General features: G+C 62.6%; 12 protein-coding genes. 11 read left to right on the top strand and 1 reads right to left on the bottom strand.

Translation table 11 applies throughout. The annotated features are described in order from the left end of the window. From EBB59_RS12195 to EBB59_RS12175, 6 genes are all read left to right on the top strand, one after another. Positions 1 to 691, top strand: a 691-nt coding sequence (locus EBB59_RS12195) for an RHS repeat-associated core domain-containing protein (protein WP_245979305.1), incomplete at its 5' end; no start/stop codon positions are given. A gap of 365 nt (positions 692 to 1056) precedes the next feature. Beyond that, the gene (locus tag EBB59_RS14490) at positions 1057 to 1839 is read left to right on the top strand and encodes an RHS repeat domain-containing protein (protein WP_342769040.1); all 783 of its coding nucleotides are present in this window, start codon (positions 1057 to 1059) and stop codon (positions 1837 to 1839) included. 122 nt (positions 1840 to 1961) lie between these two features. Next, complete coding sequence (locus tag EBB59_RS14425; RefSeq protein ID WP_281273247.1) at positions 1962 to 2090, top strand: hypothetical protein; 129 nt, start codon at positions 1962 to 1964, stop codon at positions 2088 to 2090. Positions 2091 to 3002: 912 nt separating this feature from the next. After that, entirely contained in the window at positions 3003 to 4055 is a 1053-nt protein-coding gene (locus tag EBB59_RS12185; protein WP_122102427.1) for a two-component system sensor histidine kinase NtrB, read from the top strand. After that, positions 4048 to 5457 (top strand): nitrogen regulation protein NR(I), encoded by a 1410-nt coding sequence (gene ntrC / locus EBB59_RS12180; protein WP_122102426.1) that lies wholly within the window; start codon positions 4048 to 4050, stop codon positions 5455 to 5457. The genes EBB59_RS12185 and ntrC overlap by 8 nt, the downstream gene beginning before the upstream one ends. 80 nt (positions 5458 to 5537) lie before the next feature. Continuing rightward, positions 5538 to 6068: a superoxide dismutase family protein gene (locus tag EBB59_RS12175; protein ID WP_122102425.1), complete on the top strand. Its 531-nt coding sequence runs from the start codon at positions 5538 to 5540 to the stop codon at positions 6066 to 6068. Between the two features lie 10 nt (positions 6069 to 6078). Here the strand turns inward: EBB59_RS12175 and hemF are convergent, their stop codons facing one another. Then, the gene (hemF, locus tag EBB59_RS12170) at positions 6079 to 7011 is read right to left on the bottom strand and encodes an oxygen-dependent coproporphyrinogen oxidase (RefSeq protein WP_122102424.1); all 933 of its coding nucleotides are present in this window, start codon (positions 7009 to 7011) and stop codon (positions 6079 to 6081) included. 131 nt (positions 7012 to 7142) lie between these two features. On the opposite strand from hemF, the gene EBB59_RS12165 reads away from it, so the two are divergent. The 5 genes from EBB59_RS12165 to EBB59_RS13545 are packed head-to-tail and all read left to right on the top strand — an operon-like array spanning position 7143 to position 16220. Further along, positions 7143 to 14567 (top strand): FG-GAP-like repeat-containing protein, encoded by a 7425-nt coding sequence (locus EBB59_RS12165; protein WP_122102423.1) that lies wholly within the window; start codon positions 7143 to 7145, stop codon positions 14565 to 14567. Between the two features lie 4 nt (positions 14568 to 14571). Continuing rightward, positions 14572 to 14907 (top strand): hypothetical protein, encoded by a 336-nt coding sequence (locus EBB59_RS13555; RefSeq protein WP_147455588.1) that lies wholly within the window; start codon positions 14572 to 14574, stop codon positions 14905 to 14907. After that, positions 14888 to 15415, top strand: a complete 528-nt coding sequence (locus EBB59_RS12160; RefSeq protein WP_147455587.1) for a hypothetical protein — start codon at positions 14888 to 14890, stop codon at positions 15413 to 15415. The genes EBB59_RS13555 and EBB59_RS12160 overlap by 20 nt, the downstream gene beginning before the upstream one ends. A gap of 14 nt (positions 15416 to 15429) precedes the next feature. Continuing rightward, positions 15430 to 15804, top strand: a complete 375-nt coding sequence (locus EBB59_RS13550) for a hypothetical protein (protein ID WP_211327746.1) — start codon at positions 15430 to 15432, stop codon at positions 15802 to 15804. Beyond that, positions 15801 to 16220, top strand: coding sequence for a hypothetical protein (locus tag EBB59_RS13545; protein ID WP_147455585.1), 420 nt, complete (start codon positions 15801 to 15803; stop codon positions 16218 to 16220). The genes EBB59_RS13550 and EBB59_RS13545 overlap by 4 nt, the downstream gene beginning before the upstream one ends. The last annotated feature ends 445 nt before the right edge of the window (positions 16221 to 16665 follow it).

Raw genomic sequence — 16665 nt, 5'->3', positions numbered from 1 at the left:
AAACGAAGCCATCGGCCGCACCTACTTCCTGAGCGACCACCAGAACAGCACGCGAGCGTTGACCAACGCCGCGGGCCAAGTGGTGAACCGCTACGACTACGACCCGTACGGCAACGCGCGTCAGAGCGCGCAGGGCTTCAGCAACCCGTACCAATACACGGGCCGTGAACGCGACCAGACGGGGCTGATGTACTACCGCGCCCGTTACTACCGCCCTGACATGGGGCGATTCATTGCGGAAGACCCGATCGGGCTGGCGGGGGGATTGAATACGTACGCCTATGTCGGAGGGAATCCGGTCAATGCCATTGATCCATTGGGTCTCGAGGAGTTTTCTTGTATCGCGAGCAGGCCCAATGAAGGTAATTATATTAATGGTACAAAACAATGCGGCTATAGCTGCACCTCAAAAAGTACGGGGTGCTCGGTAAATTTTCTTGGTCCTGGATACACAGGTGGATTCGGTTCTCAAATGTGTCGTGGGGCTATAGTTCAGCAAGGTGTATCCCCTAGTGGTAAAATGTACGAAACAGCGGAAGGTTATGGGTATTTTAATATGCAAACCTCTCCATGGAAGCCGTCAGGTCTTTGGGATAGTCTATTAAATTCAGGTTTTTTGAATGCTTTGGAAAAAGCTGTAAAGGGAGCTGCCCAAAATGGTGACGGGCAGTGTAAGGAGAGTTGTAAATGAATATTTCGGTAGCGCTTATTTTTAATTCTTTGCTTTCTTTCGGTATCATCTTGGTTCTTGCGTTGGCATCTTTTCAGAAAATTGTGTTCTCGGCGGATGGATACGTTGTTGTTAGGTGCTCGGCTGTTATCTCTGCATTGATCCTCATCACATCGATATCGGCGCTGCTTTCGGGCAAAAGCCGATTTGCATCAATCTACTGCTTAATTATTTTTTCCTTATCCATCTATCCGCTCTATCGAGTTGCAGATTGGTTATTCTTACCAGCCTAGACTGGATTCGCCTTTTACTTAGAAATAAGTGGTTTTTATTTTATCTGTCTTTAGTCGTTGGAGCGCGAAGCAGCTCAGCCAAACAGCTTGAACTTGTCGAAGCAACAGGTGATCTGGCTGGAGAATTACCCGATTGCCGTGATTGACGGCAGCGGCGCGGCAGCGAATATCGGCTACATCGAACCGGACCACCTGGGCACACCGAGAGTGATCATCGATGCGAAGCGCAACGTGGCGACATGGAGATGGCCGCTGACGGGGGAAGCGTTCGGCGCGGACGCACCGGAAGAAGACCCGGACGGCGACGGCGAACGCTACGAGTTCGACCTATGCTTCCCTGGCCAACGCTACGACCGACACACGGGGCTGCACTACAACTACTTCCGGGATTACGAACCACAGACAGGGCGGTACGTGCAGAGCGACCCGATTGGGCTTAAGGGGGGGGTGAATACGTATGCTTATGTTGAAGGTGATCCGCTTATGTGGTTCGATTCCAAGGGGCTGTGCCGCTGTATGCCACTCAAAGCAAATGGACATTACCAAGGGACTGGGAATCACGCAGAAGTGAATGTTTGGGGAGGAATCAGAACCAAGCACACCGTGACTTGCACATATGCTTGCTCGAATGGGAAAGGAAACATTTCGTACATTCGTGCCACACATATCGAAATGCGTTGGGGAGACAAGTCGCTGGACGATGGTAGAGAGGGTGTCTGCTTGGGAACGACGTTTGGGAAGCCGGAGTTCAATTACAGCTTGAATCGGGCACTCTATGCACCCGAGTCCGCATATCCTTTTGATCCACGGGAGGGACCATACAAAGCGCCAGCTTTGGAGCGGTGGGCGAAGCAATACTGCGAGATATGCAAATGAATCGTTTAATTATAGTCTATTTTTTATTTATTCTCTCGGCGTGCGGCAACGGAACGGTTGATGTAACGATTAATGATCCTGAGTCTCGGGAGATGTACCTGTATTATTTGGAGAGGAGCGGCATGAAATACGAGGTCAAAGAACAAAAGTTCTTCATTAATGAAAGCCCCAAAGATATATCAGAAAAAATGCGGCCTTACTATGAGTGGGAAAAGAAAAAGCTTCGCTCGCAGGGCGTGGTAGTCGAATGACGTGCAGAGCGACCCGATTGGGTTGAGTGGAGGCCTATCGACCTACACATGCGTTGAATCCAACCCCACAATTTTTACGGATTCCCTCGGTTTAGGAAAAGATCAAGTTTGTGTCGGTGCATATGCAGTTGGTTGAGCGGTTTACAGAGGTGCTACTGGAGCATATGGAGGTGGAATGCTGGGAGGGGTTGGTGGTGGTTTGGTATGTAGTCCAACCGGACCGGGGGCTGCGGCTTGTTAGGAGGATCTATTGGCAATCTGGCAGGACAGCTTATGTGTCTAGAAGAGAAATCGTGTCCGCCGTGCAGTACCATTAGCGGTCGAATTGTTCCGGTAGGAACCATTGGATTCCGCTCCTTAGACACCCCCACTAGACCACAACATGAACATGGCATTACAGGTTCACATCACAATCTTTTGCGAGAGAACAAAGCGCCGAGAAATTCTCCCAGATATTTTAAGTATTTTTGGCAACCGATTGGAGCGGTAGCGCCGAGTGCACTTCCCGTAGGCGCAATTCCAGCAGAACCTTTTGTTGATTAATTGGTATGAAATATTTAGACGGAAGAGATATGAGGGTCGGAGATCGTGTCCGCTTGGGAGACGATGAAGGGGGGGTGTAGTTTGCTCGATTGATAGTGGTGAATACACCGCTGAACACCCCCAAGAACAATGGGGTTATCTGGAGAAAGGTGTAATGATCGACTTGCCAAAGTATGGATTAATTCATTTCATTGAGCCCGATGAGGATCTTGAGTTAATTGAAAGGTCGGTAGTTGACCCTTAGAAAAAAGCCTACACAAGTGGGATTTTATTTAAGCATTGTAGCGGATGTTAATAGGGACAAATAGGGCTTGATGCAGCTAAGGGCAACAGGTTTCCCCTTGGATACGTCACCCCCATAATGCCGCAATGCCCGATGCCGCCACCGCCGCCATCCCCGCGCCCGATCCCGACCAGCTCGCCACGCCGCTGGTCTGGTGTGATGGGGCGGGCTTGATCATCGGTTGCAATCCGGCGTTCGCGCGCTGGCTGGGTGTCGGCCGGCGGCGCTTGCTGGGCCAGCCCTTGGCTTCGCTGGAGGCGCAGGGCGAGCGTTTGTCGGCGCTCTTGAGGGGCGATCCGGCCGATGCCCCGCCGCGTTTGCGCCGCTTGGCGATGGCGGTACCCGGTGTCACCGAAGCGCGTTTCGCCGATCTCTGGCTCGCCGCGTGGCCCGGAGGCTGGTGGGTCGAGGCGCATCCGGTGGACGAGTTCGCCGGCAACGAGGCCGGCAGCTTGTTGCCGGCGGCGGTCGCGGCGGCCCTTAAAGGGCTGGCTCACGAGTTGCGCAACCCGTTGGCGGGGATCAAGGGGGCCGCGCAGTTGCTCGCGCGCAAACGGGCGGATGCGGTTTCGGCCGAATTGACTGCGTTGATCCAGTCGGAAGTCGACCGGCTGGCGGCGTTGCTGGACCGGCTGATGTCGCCACGGCCGGCGCATCCGCATACGCCGCTCAACCTGCATCTGGTGCTCGACCGCGTGCTGAGGCTGGCCGAGAGCGATGCCGGCTGGGCGGTGCGGCTGGTGCGCGATTACGATCCCAGCCTGCCGGAAATGACCGGCGACGGCGACCGTCTCACCCAGGCCGTGTGGAACCTGGTGCGCAACGCCATCGAGGCTGGCGCGGCCAGCGTCGCCATCCGCACCCGCGCCGAACACGGCGTGCGCATCGCCGATCAAGTCCACGCGCTGGCGTTGCGGCTGGACATCGTCGATGACGGCCGCGGCATCCCCGACGAACTGGCCGAGCAGGTATTCCTGCCGCTGGTCAGCGGCCGTGCCGAAGGCAGCGGGCTGGGTCTGGCGTTGGCGCAGCAAGTGGCGCGCGAGCACCGCGGCGCCTTGAGCTTCCGCTCGCGGCCGGGGCATACCGTGTTCACCCTGCTGCTGCCGTTGCCGGACGAGGAGAACATCGATGGCTGAGTGCATCTGGGTGGTGGATGACGATCATGGCGTGCGCTTCGTGTTGGCCACCGCGCTGCGCGAGGCCGGCTACGAAGTGCGCGCGTTCGCCTCCGCCGCCGAGGCCGAGGCCGTCCTGCCGCAACGACGCGCGCCGATGCTGCTGTTCACCGACGTGCGCATGCCCGGCGACAGCGGCCTGGTGTTGCTGGAACGGCTGAAGGCCGCGCGTCCCGATTTGCCGGTGATCGTGATGAGCGCCTATACCGATGTCGCTTCCACCGCCGGCGCGTTCCGTGGCGGGGCCTACGAATTCCTTTCCAAACCGTTCGATCTCGATGCCGCGGTGGCGCTGGCCGCGCGCGCGCTGGACGAGCAGCGCGGCGAGACGGCCTCCAAGACGGCCAACGACGATGGCGAAAAAACCGCCGCCACCGATGGTGCGTTGATCGGCCACGCGCCGGCGATGCGTGCCTTGTTCCGCGCCATCGGCCGGGTCGCGCAAGCCCCGCTCAACGTACTCATCACCGGCGAGACCGGCACCGGCAAGGAACTGGTGGCGCGCGCGCTGCATGCGGAATCACCGCGCGCGGGCGCGCCCTTCGTTGCGCTCAATACCGCGGCGATTCCGGCCGAATTGCTGGAATCGGAATTGTTCGGCCACGAAGCCGGCGCCTTCACCGGCGCGGCGAAACGCCACGTCGGCCGTTTCGAGCAGGCCGATGGCGGCACCTTGTTTCTCGACGAGATCGGCGACATGCCGGCCGGGTTGCAGACGCGCTTGCTGCGCGTGCTGGCCGAGGGCGAATTCTTTCGCGTTGGTGGCCGCGAGCTGATCCGGGTGGATGTTCGCATCGTCGCCGCCACCCATCAGCCGCTGGAGAAAGGGGTCGAGGAAGGCCGCTTCCGCGCCGACCTGCTGCATCGCCTCGACGTGGTGCGTCTCGACCTGCCGCCGCTGCGCGAGCGCCGCGAGGACATCGCGCCGCTGGCCGAGAATTTCCTCGCCGCCGCCTCGCGTAAGCTGGGATTCAAGCCGAAATCGTTCGCCAAGGCGGCATTGCAGCGACTTGTCCGGCACGATTGGCCGGGCAATGTTCGCGAGCTGGAAAACCTGTGCTGGCGGCTGGTGGCGATGGCGCCGGGCGAGCGTATCGGCGTGGCCGATCTCGGTGAGCTGAGCATGGCCGGTCGTGTCGATGGCGCGGGATGGGAGCGGGCGCTGGCCGGTTGGGTTGCGATGGAGCTCGATGCCGGCCGTGAAAATCTGCACGCCGAAGCGCGCGCGCGCTTCGACCGCGTACTGCTGGAAACCGCGCTTGCCGCCAGCGACGGCCACCGGGGGCGGGCGGCGGAACGGCTGGGGCTGGGCCGAAACACCCTGACCCGCAAACTGGGCGCGTCGCGCGGCCGGCGGAAATAAAGGGATTTCGAATAGAACATGTCAATGCCGCCTGAACACTTCTTGGACTAGGCTGGAGCCCCCTGTCGAGGATATCTCCCATGAATCGCATCGTCCTTCGCCTTGTTCCACTGGCTGCCGTGCTGTCGCTGGCCGCCTGCGCGAGCAATCCCCCGTCCGCCGGCCAAACGGCTTCCGCGCATCTGCAATCGAAATCCGGCAGCCAGGTCGGCGGCGTCCTCAAAGTGGCGGCGATGGGCGATGGCGTTCATGTCGGCGGCAGCGTCAGCGGCCTCAAGCCCAATGCCGTGCATGCTTTCCACATTCACGAGAAGGGTGATTGCAGCGCCGCCGACGCCGCCAGCGCCGGGGGGCATTTCAATCCGACCCATCAGCCGCATGGCAGTATCGAGCACGGCGGCATGCACCATCTGGGCGACCAGGCCAACTTGCAGACCGACAGCAACGGTATCGCCCGTGTCGATGCCCGTTTCGCCGGCGTCAGCCTGGGTACCGGCGCGGCCAACGACGTGCTTGGCAAGGCCATCGTCGTCCACGCCGATCCCGACGATTACCACTCGCAGCCGGCCGGCAATGCCGGCAAGCGCATCGCCTGCGGCGTGATTCGCTGAGGCGTCCGCCTCAGGCCAGCTCGCGCAGCCAGTCGCGCGGGCGCAGATAGTCGGCCAGGCGCGCTTCGGCGCTGCCTGGCGCCGGCTGGTAGCCGTATTCCCAGCGCACCAGCGGCGGCAGGCTCATCAGGATGGATTCGGTGCGCCCGCCCGATTGCAGGCCGAAATGCGTGCCACGGTCGAACACCAGGTTGAATTCGACGTAGCGGCCGCGCCGATACAGTTGGAACTGGCGTTCGCGCTCGCCAAAAGGCGTGTCGCGGCGGCGCTCGACGATGGGCGGATAGGCGTCGAGGAAACCGTCGCCGACCGCGCGCAGGTAGGCGAAATCGGCTTCGGCATCGTCGTGCAGATCGTCGAAGAACAGCCCACCGACGCCGCGCGTCTCGCCGCGATGCTTGAGGAAGAAATAATCGTCGCACGCGCGCTTGTGCGCGGCGTAGCGCGCCTCGCCGCCAAACGGTTCGCACAGCGCGCGGGCGACACGGTGCCAGTGCAGCACGTCCTCGTCGTGCGGATAGTACGGGGTGAGGTCGAAGCCGCCGCCGAACCACCAGGCCACGGTCTCGCCATCCTTGACGGCGCGGAAGTGGCGCACATTGGCGTGGGTGGTGGGAATGTGCGGATTGCGCGGGTGGAACACCAGCGACACGCCGGTCGCGCGCCAGGCCGCGCCAATCAGTTCCGGCCGCGCGGCGGTGGCCGAGGGCGGCAACTGGCGGCCGGAGACATCGGAGAAGCCGATGCCGCATTGCTCGAACACCGCGCCCTCGCGCAGGATGCGTGTACGGCCGGCGCCTGCCAGTAGTACCTCGCCGGGGTCGCGCGTCCAGGCGTCCTCGGTGAAGCGCGCCCGGCCATCGGCCTGTTCAATCGCGGCGCAGATGCGCTCTTGCAGGTCGATGAGATAAGCGCGGACGGCGTCGAAGTCGGGAGGGGGCATGGCGTTGTCTGAAGTGAGGTTCGGTGACGCGACGGGGGCTGGCGCGGTCTGGGCGAAGCACTGATTTGCATTTCACCCCTGAACTGTGCATAAACTCCCAGCGGGCGAGGGCTTGCAAGGGGTCGGCTGGGATGGGTTGGCGACTGCGACGGGGCGGGACGCCGCTACCGGTCTGGGGGCTGGGGGCGCTGCTGGTGGGCGGCGCGCTGGCGGCGCTGGCGGGACTGGCCGACCCCGGCGGCGGCCCGCCCGCCCCGGTGATCGGGCCGGACGTGGCCTCGGACACGGTGGCGGCGACGGCCGCGGCGTTCCGGGTGGACGCGTCGGGCGCGGCCACTTATTCGGTGGCGCTCTACGCGGTGCCGGGCACGGCGGGGGTCTCGCCGCGCCTGTCACTGGCCTATTCGAGCCAGGGCGGCGCGGGCCCCCTGGGCAAGGGCTGGTCGATCGCCGGGCTGTCCGCCATCAGCCGTTGTCGGATGACCCGCGAGGCGGGCGATTTCATCGTCGATGGTCAGCCGGTCGACGGCCGCCCGGCGCCAGTGAACTTCAGCGCCACCGACCGCTACTGCCTGGACGGCCAGCGGCTGATCCCGGCCCAGGCCAATGGCGCGGCCTGCCCGGCGATCGGCGGGATGGCGGTGCGGAACCTGCGCACCGAGATCGAGTCGTTCCAGCGGGTCTGCGCCTACACCCCGGACGGCGGCAGCGGCGTGGCCTTTTTCACCGTGGACCGCCAGGACGGCTCGCGCGGCTGGTACGGCGACCGCGACCAGGCCGGCGCGGCCAACCGCCCGGATGGCTACTTCAACAGCACCGCGCCGGGCAAGGAAGCATTCGCCCTGTCGTGGGCGCAGACCCGGTTCGAGGACTCGACCGGCAACTACATCGATTTCCACTACCTGAAGAACCCCGCCGGCGCCGGCCTGGGCGAGCACCTGATCCACGAGGTGCGCTACACCGGCAAGCGGGTGTTGGCCGGCCAGGGCGGGGCCGCCCAGGCGCCCTACGCCAAGCTGCGCTTCAACTACAGCGCCCGGCCCGCCGAGCAATGGGGCCAGGGCTATGCCTCGGGCGGGCTCTTGGCGCAGACCCGGCGGCTGGACAGCATCGTCTCGTGCGCCAGCGGCGGCGCGGGCGATTGCGCCCTGGACGCGCAGGCGCGCTTCTACCCGCTGAGCTACGGCCCCAGCGATTCGGGCAGCCCGCTGGAGAATCTGAAGCAATTGCAGGAATGCCGCGACAGCACCCGCGCGGTCTGCCTGCCGGCGACCCGCTTCACCTGGAGCACCGCCCGGTACGGGCTGTCCACCTACGAAGGCCTGCCCGATCTGCCCACCGGCAGCGGCCGCAAGTTCGAAGGGTTCAAGATGGGCGACGTGGACGGCGACGGCATTCAGGACATCGTCTACCTGAAGGACGGCAGCCGGGGCGATACCTGCCCGACCGAGCACATCATCGTTCTGTACGGCACGCTCGGCGCGGGCGGCACGCTGTCCTACCAGGATAGTTCGCCGATCTGCACGCCGGCCGAGCTGATGTCCGCGCGCGGCCATGGTAGCTGGAAGCTGCTCGACTACGACGGCGACGGCCGCGACGACCTGCTGGTGTCGGATGTCCAAGGCCAGCCGTGGCGGGTCTACCGCTCGCAGGGCCGCGCCGGGAACGCCAACTTCATCCCGACCAACGTGATCGCGGGGCTGACCCCGGCGATTCCCTCCTACGACGGTCCCAGCGACCAACTACAACTGGCCGACCTCAACGGCGACGGCCTGAGCGACGTGGTCTATCCCCGCGATGGCGGGTTGAAGGCGCGGCTGATGGAGCGCGGCCCGCAAGGCTTCGGCTGGGGCGCGGAACGCATGGTGGACGTGGGCCGGCTCAGCGCGCTGAACGACCCGGTCTGCCTCGATCCCAATACCCAGTGCTTCGGGGGGATGATCAGCACCCCGGTGACGCAGACCGGCTTCGTGCAGAAGGCGGATTTCAATGGCGACAGCGCCTCGGATTTGATGATGGGCACGCGGATCGACGTGCGCCGCTATCGCCAGGGGATGCCCGGCTGCAACGTGTTACCGCTTTCCCCCGGCCGCGCCCCCCGGCCGCTTGGCGGCTCGGCGGGTACCGGCGTGACCTGGCTGGGCTATCTGAGCGAAGCCGCGCGCGCGGCGGCGTCGGGCGCACGCAGCCCGCAAGCCCTGGACAGGGACTGCGTGGAGCGTTTCATCATCGACACGCTGCACGCGATGGTGGTGAGCGACATCCAGCCGGACAAGATCACGCTGGCGCCGTATGCGGACCTCCGCGTCACCGGTGGCCTCACCCAGATCGAGTACGTGGACTTCAACGGCGATGGCCTGACCGACCTGGCCTACCGGCAGGCCGGCGCCTGGCATGCCCGGCTCAACACCGGCGCCGGCCTGCTGCCGGCCACCCCCCTGCCCGCGCAGGGCAACCTCGACAAGCTGCGCTTCGCCGACCTCAACGGCGATGGCCGGACGGACCTCCTGCATACCGTCGGCGGCACCCGCTATCACGTCAGCCCGGCGCTGCCGGCCGGCGGGTTCGGGACCCCGTATGCCCTGCAAGCGGGCGAGGTGGTGGGCGAGAACGACCTGCCGATCTTCGCCGACGTCGATGGCGACGGGCATCTGGACTACCTGCGCCTGAGCCTGGGCGGAAGCCGGGGCATCCCGGTGGCGCTCTACCGGGCCAGCGCACGGCACGCCCCGCGCGACGTGATCACCCGCTTCACCAACGGCTTCGGCGCCGAGACCGACCTGCACTACGCATCGCTGACCCAGCAGGCGGTGTACCGCCGCGCCAGCCACAGCCGCAACACCCTGGACTGGGGCCGAGGCTCGGCCGTACACGACCTGTTTGTGCCGAGCTACGTGGTGGCGCGGGCATCGAGCAGCGCGCCACAGGCCGGCGCGCCCGAGGCCAAGGCCACCGTGCACTACCGCTACGCCAACGCCCGGATGCAGGCGGGCGGGCGCGGCTTCCTGGGCTTCGAGGAGATCGTCACGATCGACCCCAACCCCAGCGGCGGCTACGTCACCACCCAGACCCGCTACGCCCAGTCCTTCCCCTTCGTGGGCGTGCCATTGAGCACCGTCAAGCGGGCGGTGAGCGGCGGAACGTATGCCGTGCCGGATTGCCTGAACGGACGCATCGACCAGCGCTGCTTCCTCGCCGCGGGGACGCCGTTCGCGGCACCGGCGGGCGAGTGGTTCTCGTCCAACGACCAAGGCTGGGAAGCCGATGGCGAGATGGCCGGGCCGGCCGTGCAGCCCTTCGCGGCGGGCATCCAGGCGCCGCTGCACGTACGCACGCTCAGCAGCCACGAACGCCTGCGCGACCCCTTCACCGGCGAGATCACCCGCGCGGTGCTGACCGCCTTCACCTATGGCGCCCACGGCCATACGCTGAGCACCCAGGTGGACACGATGACCGGCGAGGGCGTGCTGCAACAACGGGTGAGCACGCACAACACCTACGCCGACGACCCGGGCCGTTGGCGCCTGGGTCGCTTGACACAATCGACAGTGCGCCAGCAACGCTACATGCCGGATCGGCCAGCGATCGTGCGCACCAGCCGCTTCGCCTACGACATGGGCGCCGCCGCCACCGGCCAGTTGCTGGAGGAACGCGCAATGGCCGGCGCGGGGGCGGACCAGGAACTCGTCAAGCGCTACACCCTCGATGCCTACGGCAACCGCCTGCGCAGCAGCACCTGTAGCACCGACATCACCGCCTGCGATGGCGTCGGGGTGGCCTTCCAGCCCGACAACCCCCAATCGATCCACCGCACCGGCCGGGTGGCCTACGACGCCCAGGGCCGCTACCCGGTGACGACCTACGAGTCGTTCTGGAGCGGCGCCGGCACGGTGGAGAAGCCGACCCAACAGGTGGTCTCACGCAACCTCTTCGGCGAGGTGACCCACGCCTACGACGCCCACGGGCGGGACAGCCTGGCGGTGCCGGGCACGTTCGGGCGGACGTATTACACCTGGCAGGAGACCGTGCCGGGCAGCGCCCCGGGCGACCCGGCCGGAGGCGTCTCCAGCACCACCCGCTACCGCTGGTGCGGCCCGGGCGGGGTGGACTGCCCGGCCGGCGCCCGGTTCCGCGAGCAGGTGCGCGGCGATGGCGCCCCCGGGCAATGGACCTATTTCGATCGGCTGGGCCGGCCGGTGCTGAAGGCGACCGAGAGCTTCAACGCCGGCGTGCCCGGTCAGGACGTGAGCGCGGTCTGCACCACCTACGCGGCGAACGGCCAGCCGGTGGGCGTCTCGCATCCGTTCTTCCTGCCCGGGGTGGCCGGCGGCGACGGCCCCAACGGCCTGGCCGGGGTCTGCACGGCCCCGGCCCGGCAGTGGACCACCACCACCTACGACCTGCTGGGCCGGGTGGTGCGGGTGGAGACCCCGGACGTGGGGGCGACCACCACCACGACCACGCGCTACCAGGGCCGGGTCACGTTCGGCACCGACCCGCGCGGGAACCTCACCCGGCAGACCCGCAATGCGATGGGCGAACTGGTCGAGACCGAGGACGCCAACGGCCTGACCACCCGCTACACCTACCACGCCGACGGCGCGCCCTACGGCGTGACGCGCAACGCCGGCCGCGGCGAGATCCAGAACACCTTTCACTACGACACGGCCGGGCGGAAGACCCGTCAGGAAGACCCCGACAGCGGCGTCACCACGTTCGCCTACAACGCGCTGGGTGAGCTGATTGCCCAGCAGGACGCGGAAGGCTACCGCGGCGAACGCTGGTACGACGCCCGGGGCCGGGTCTGGCGCGCCCGCAGCCTGCGCCCGGATGGGGCGGTGGAGACACAGGCGGCCTACGGCTTCGATACCGGCGCCCACGCGCTGGGCCAGCCGGTCAGCGAGACGATCAGCGGCGGCTACGCCGCCTGGGCGGGACAGACCGGGCTGGGCGTGGCCTTCGAACGGCACTACCAATACGACCCACTGGGCCGCCCGCAAGCTAGCCGCACGCGGATCGACGGCGCCGACTACCCGGCCCAGACCCGGTACGACCGCTTCGGCCGGCCGTGGAAGGTGCAGGACGCGAGCGGCCGCTGGGCCAAGACCCAGTACGGCCTGCGCGGGCACCCGGCGGCGGTGTGCGAGAGCGGGGAAGCGGACACGGCGGCGGCCTGCCCGGCCGACGGCAGTACCTACACCCGGACGCTGTCGACCGATGCCCGGGGCCAGGTACTGCACGAACGCCGGGGCAACCAGACCCGCCTGGAGGTCAAGCGAAGCTACTGGGCGGAGACCGGCCGGCTCTCGACACTGTGCGCGGGCGAGTCGGACTGCCAACTGGTATCGGAACACTACGGCTGGGACGGTCTGGGCAACCTGACCACACAGCGCAAGGAGCGCCGGTATACCGAGACGTTCGAGTACGACCGGCTGAACCGCCTGGTGCGCGGCACGCGAGTGATGGCGAACGGCGTTCAGGTGAACCAGGAGACGCAGCGCTACGAATACGACCAGTTGGGCAACCTGTGCCGGAAAGTGGGAGGCGGCGAAGCGTTGACCTACCAGTACGGCGGCCCGGCTGGCTGCGGGCTGGGCGGTGCCAACAGCGGCGCCGGGGGCGTGGGCGCGGGGGGCAGTCCTGGGGGCGGTGTCACCTTACCGCCGGGGGAGGAGGATCCCTTGAGGCCCTGGATTCCGGGCAGGCCCAGACCTGGCCCGCCCGACCCCGATGAGCCGGGGTGGCGGGACTTTCTTCTGGACCCGAACAAACCACCGCCGCCCTTGCCGCCCGACTTCGTGCCGCCGTCCCCCCCGGTCGTCACCCGCCCGGCGATCGCGCCGAGCAACGCCCGCGGCGCGCACCAGGTGAGCGTGGTCAACGGCGTCACCTACCAGTACGACCGGCGCGGCAACCAGACCGACAAGACCACCGGCCGCGCCGAGGACAGCCGGCGCGTGCGGTACAACGCCGCCAACCAAGCCTACGAAGCGCGCACCGGCAACGGCCAGACCACGCGGTTCTGGTACGGCAGCGACGGCCAGCGCTACAAACGCGAGGACGGCGCCCGCCGCACGCTGTACCTGGGCAACGTGGAGATCGTGACCGAGGGCGGGCGGGTGACGCTGAAGCGGATCGTGGCCGGGGTGGCCTTGCAGTTGATCGTGGGCCAGCAGGCCAGCACGTACTACCAGTTCCACGACCGGCTGGGCAGCCTGATCCGGCTGACCGACGCGGCCGGCACGGTGCTCGGCCAGATGGACTTCCAAGGCTTTGGCGGCCGCCGTCACCCGGACACGCTGCGCGACGACCGGGCGCCGAACACGCGCCTGAGCACGCGCGGCTACACCGGCCACGAGATGATCGACGGGGCGCTGGGCCTGATCCACATGAACGCGAGGATGTTCGACCCGCAACTGGGGCGATTCCTGCAAGTGGACCCGGTGGTGCAAGCGCCCGAGAACGCGCAGAGCTGGAACGCGTACACGTACGTATTCAACAACCCGTATGCCTACACCGACCCGACGGGGATGATCGGGGTGAAGGAGCGGCAGTGGCTGGCGGTCATATTCACGGTAGTGGCGGCGATATTTTTCCCGGCGGCAGCGCCAACAATAGCCAAGTTCGGATATGCGGTGGCGGCAGGTGCAATAGCGGGTGGAATCGCCACGGGCTCATGGCAGGGGGCGGCCTACGGTGCATTTTCGGCAGCCTTGTTCTATGGGATCGGGTCGTACTTCGAATATGCCCGTTGGGCGCAAGCGACGGAGACGAGTAATGCGTTCGGTAGTGGGCTCAGTTGGGGCGGCTATGGAGCCAAGACGCTGGCACATGGTGTGGCGGGCGGTGTGATGTCCCAACTGCAAGGAGGTAAGTTTGGGGATGGCTTTGCCAGTGCGGGCGTCGTGCAAGCCTTTTCGCCTGCGATTGATCGGATACCTGGGAATGGTGCGAGCGGATCGGCGGCACGGGTGGCGGCAGCGGCGCTGGTGGGCGGCACGGCGTCGGCGGCTTCGGGCGGGAAGTTCGCCAATGGGGCCGCCACAGCGGCGTTCTCAAGGGCGTTTAATGATGAAGTGCATACAAGAAATAAAAATACAGTAACGGAAATTCCAGGGCCAGGGTCCATTTTCAGAACAAGAAAGATGGCGGTTGAAAGTGCAGATAATTATTTGACGGATATTAGTGGGGGGAGGCTTAAGGAGTTTTTGTTTGGGTCTGGCTATGTTGCAAGTGTTTTTGAAGTTGAGGGCGGGTATTCATATGTAGCTGTGCCAACTCTCACAGGGACGCCTCCGGTATCTTTAAGGGGGTTGGGTGGGGCTGGGGTTGTATTTAAAAGTAGTCATTATGCCTCTAGGCTGCAGGCGGCAGGGTTGGATGTGGTGAGGACGGAGATGGTTGTTGCCAGGGAGGTGGCTAGAATATCTAGGGACATGCAGGCTGGAGCAAATGTTGTTGGTAGGATTAGGGTGAATGGGGTTGCTGTTGAATACAGAATGAAAGTTCTTAATAATGGAACGGTTAATGTTGGGACAATTTTTCCAGTGAGGTAGGATAATGAGGGATCTCAATATTAATGAGGCTCGTCTTATTCGAGAGGTTGCGAATAAGCTTCCTGATACAGAGCGCCGCATCCTGCTTGATGACCTGTGTAATGCCAGGGTTTGCCTGAGTGAAGAGGAGGCGGGAAGAGTGTTGTTTTCAATAGATGGCTATGTCAGGCCACCTTACTTGGGGCAACATGCGTATCCTGTAGAAATGGTAGGGAAGAATAATTTAGGGCAAAGCTTCTCGATTATTCTTTATGCAGACTGTAATGGGCGGCTTTATGAGTTGGAGGTGATTGATTGGGAGGGTGGGGTGTTGGATTGGGGTGCAATTTCTTATTATTGAAAGTATCCTGAATTCTAATTTGGCGGCGGCGGCGGCGGGGATCGCGACGCAAAGCTGGTCTGGGGCGGCGAAGGGGGCGTTCACGGCGGCACTGACGTTCGGGATAGGGTATGGCGTGGCCAGTGATATCGCCCAGATAGCGGCGCAGGCGGTGACGGGGGGCGTAATGGAATGGCTTCAAGGAGGCCAGTTCGGGAGCGGTTTTCTGTCGGCGGGCCTGACGGCGGCGTTCATGCCGCAGGTGGGGCGGATTGGTAATGACATGGGGCGGATCGTGACGGGCGCGCTGGTGGGGGGAACGATCTCGGAAGTGACGGGAGGCAAGTTCGCGAACGGAGCGGCCAGTGGGGCGATTCAGGCTGCAATGATGGGGGGCGATCAGGTGAAGGCGGGGATTCCGACTCAGTTTTTAGTGCACCTGAAGGTAGGAACGCTGCCGGTTCTTATACTGAGGAAATGCCGGCTGGTGTCAGGTTGTTACATGATCGATATCCTGAGCTTCAAGTAAAAATGGATATGGTTATGGCGAAATCAATCAATGAGCCTGTTGGTTTCTTAGGGTTTCTACGAGAAAATGGATTCCTGGCCATGGTTAATTATTCTGAAGGAAAGATGATTTTTTATGACCTTCCTCCTGCTAAATTTATTTGGTCGCGTGGAAAGTTTTCCGATCTTCAAATGCCATCCTTGAATATCCCTGAAGGTTACCGTGTTGTGCTTTCATTTCATACTCATCCATATAGGTATGGCACTGGACAGTTATGGAACCAAAGTTCAGTTAAGGGCCCGTCTGGCGCAGATCAGAAATTTGCACGAGCTAATCCAAAGGTTTTTAATGTCATAAAAACACTTCCTGGTGATGTAATTTATTATGGCCCAAGTGCATTTGGAAGATGAGCATGAAGAATGGTTTGGTTGCTATGCTTTTTGGATTTTATTGTTCGCTGTTTTTTTGCTATGCGGGATTTCAATTTTATGAAATCATTATTCCGTCAAGGGGTTCCTATTGTGATGATATGGCAATGTACGGCTATTCTTGTGTGCCTTATATTGCGCAGTACGGGTTTTTCTTTGTTTTTTCGGCAATTGGAATAATTGCATCTTTTGGCTTGTTTCGTTGGTCTGCGGTAATGGGGGCACTTGTTTCATTCATGTGTTTTATTTGTTTATTTTTGTATATGCTGCATTCTTTGGTTTATAATGATCCGTCTGCGGTTATATATGCGGCACTCAGTGTCCCGTGGTTTGTCTTTATGTGTTATTGGTTGCTGCGGGCGCGTGCGGTAAAAAAATCTGGTCAAAAGAAACTCTGATTGATAGGGGCTCTGGTCGGCCGTGTACTACAAGCGCGAGGACGGCGTCCGGCGCATGTGGAGGAGGGTGGGTTATAACTATCAAAAATCTCTTATGAAATTTAAGCAAAGGCATTTGCGAGTAAGTTTCAAGGCTTGTTCAATGCATATTGAGATCAAAGCCCATGATTTCTATGAAACCATATCTAATTCTATGCGTAATTATTTTTATTCATGGCTGTGTTGGTGTTGCTGATGGCGGGTATCGGCTTGAAGAGGAGATGGTTGACAAAAAGGCAATGCCGTTAATGGTTGTGTTATCGAGGAGCGGGTTGCAGAAGATGAAATTTTGATTAGTTACCATCATGTAGATAGCAGATTTTCAGAGCTTTTTACTTCGGCTCCATACGGGGAATGAAATTATTTTTTGTGTTTAGGTGCGGTGATGGGATGGAAGCAAGAACAG

The organism is Solilutibacter pythonis (assembly GCF_003697345.1).
GTDB lineage: Bacteria > Pseudomonadota > Gammaproteobacteria > Xanthomonadales > Xanthomonadaceae > Solilutibacter > Solilutibacter pythonis.
This window is presented reverse-complemented; position numbering and strand designations above follow the sequence as displayed.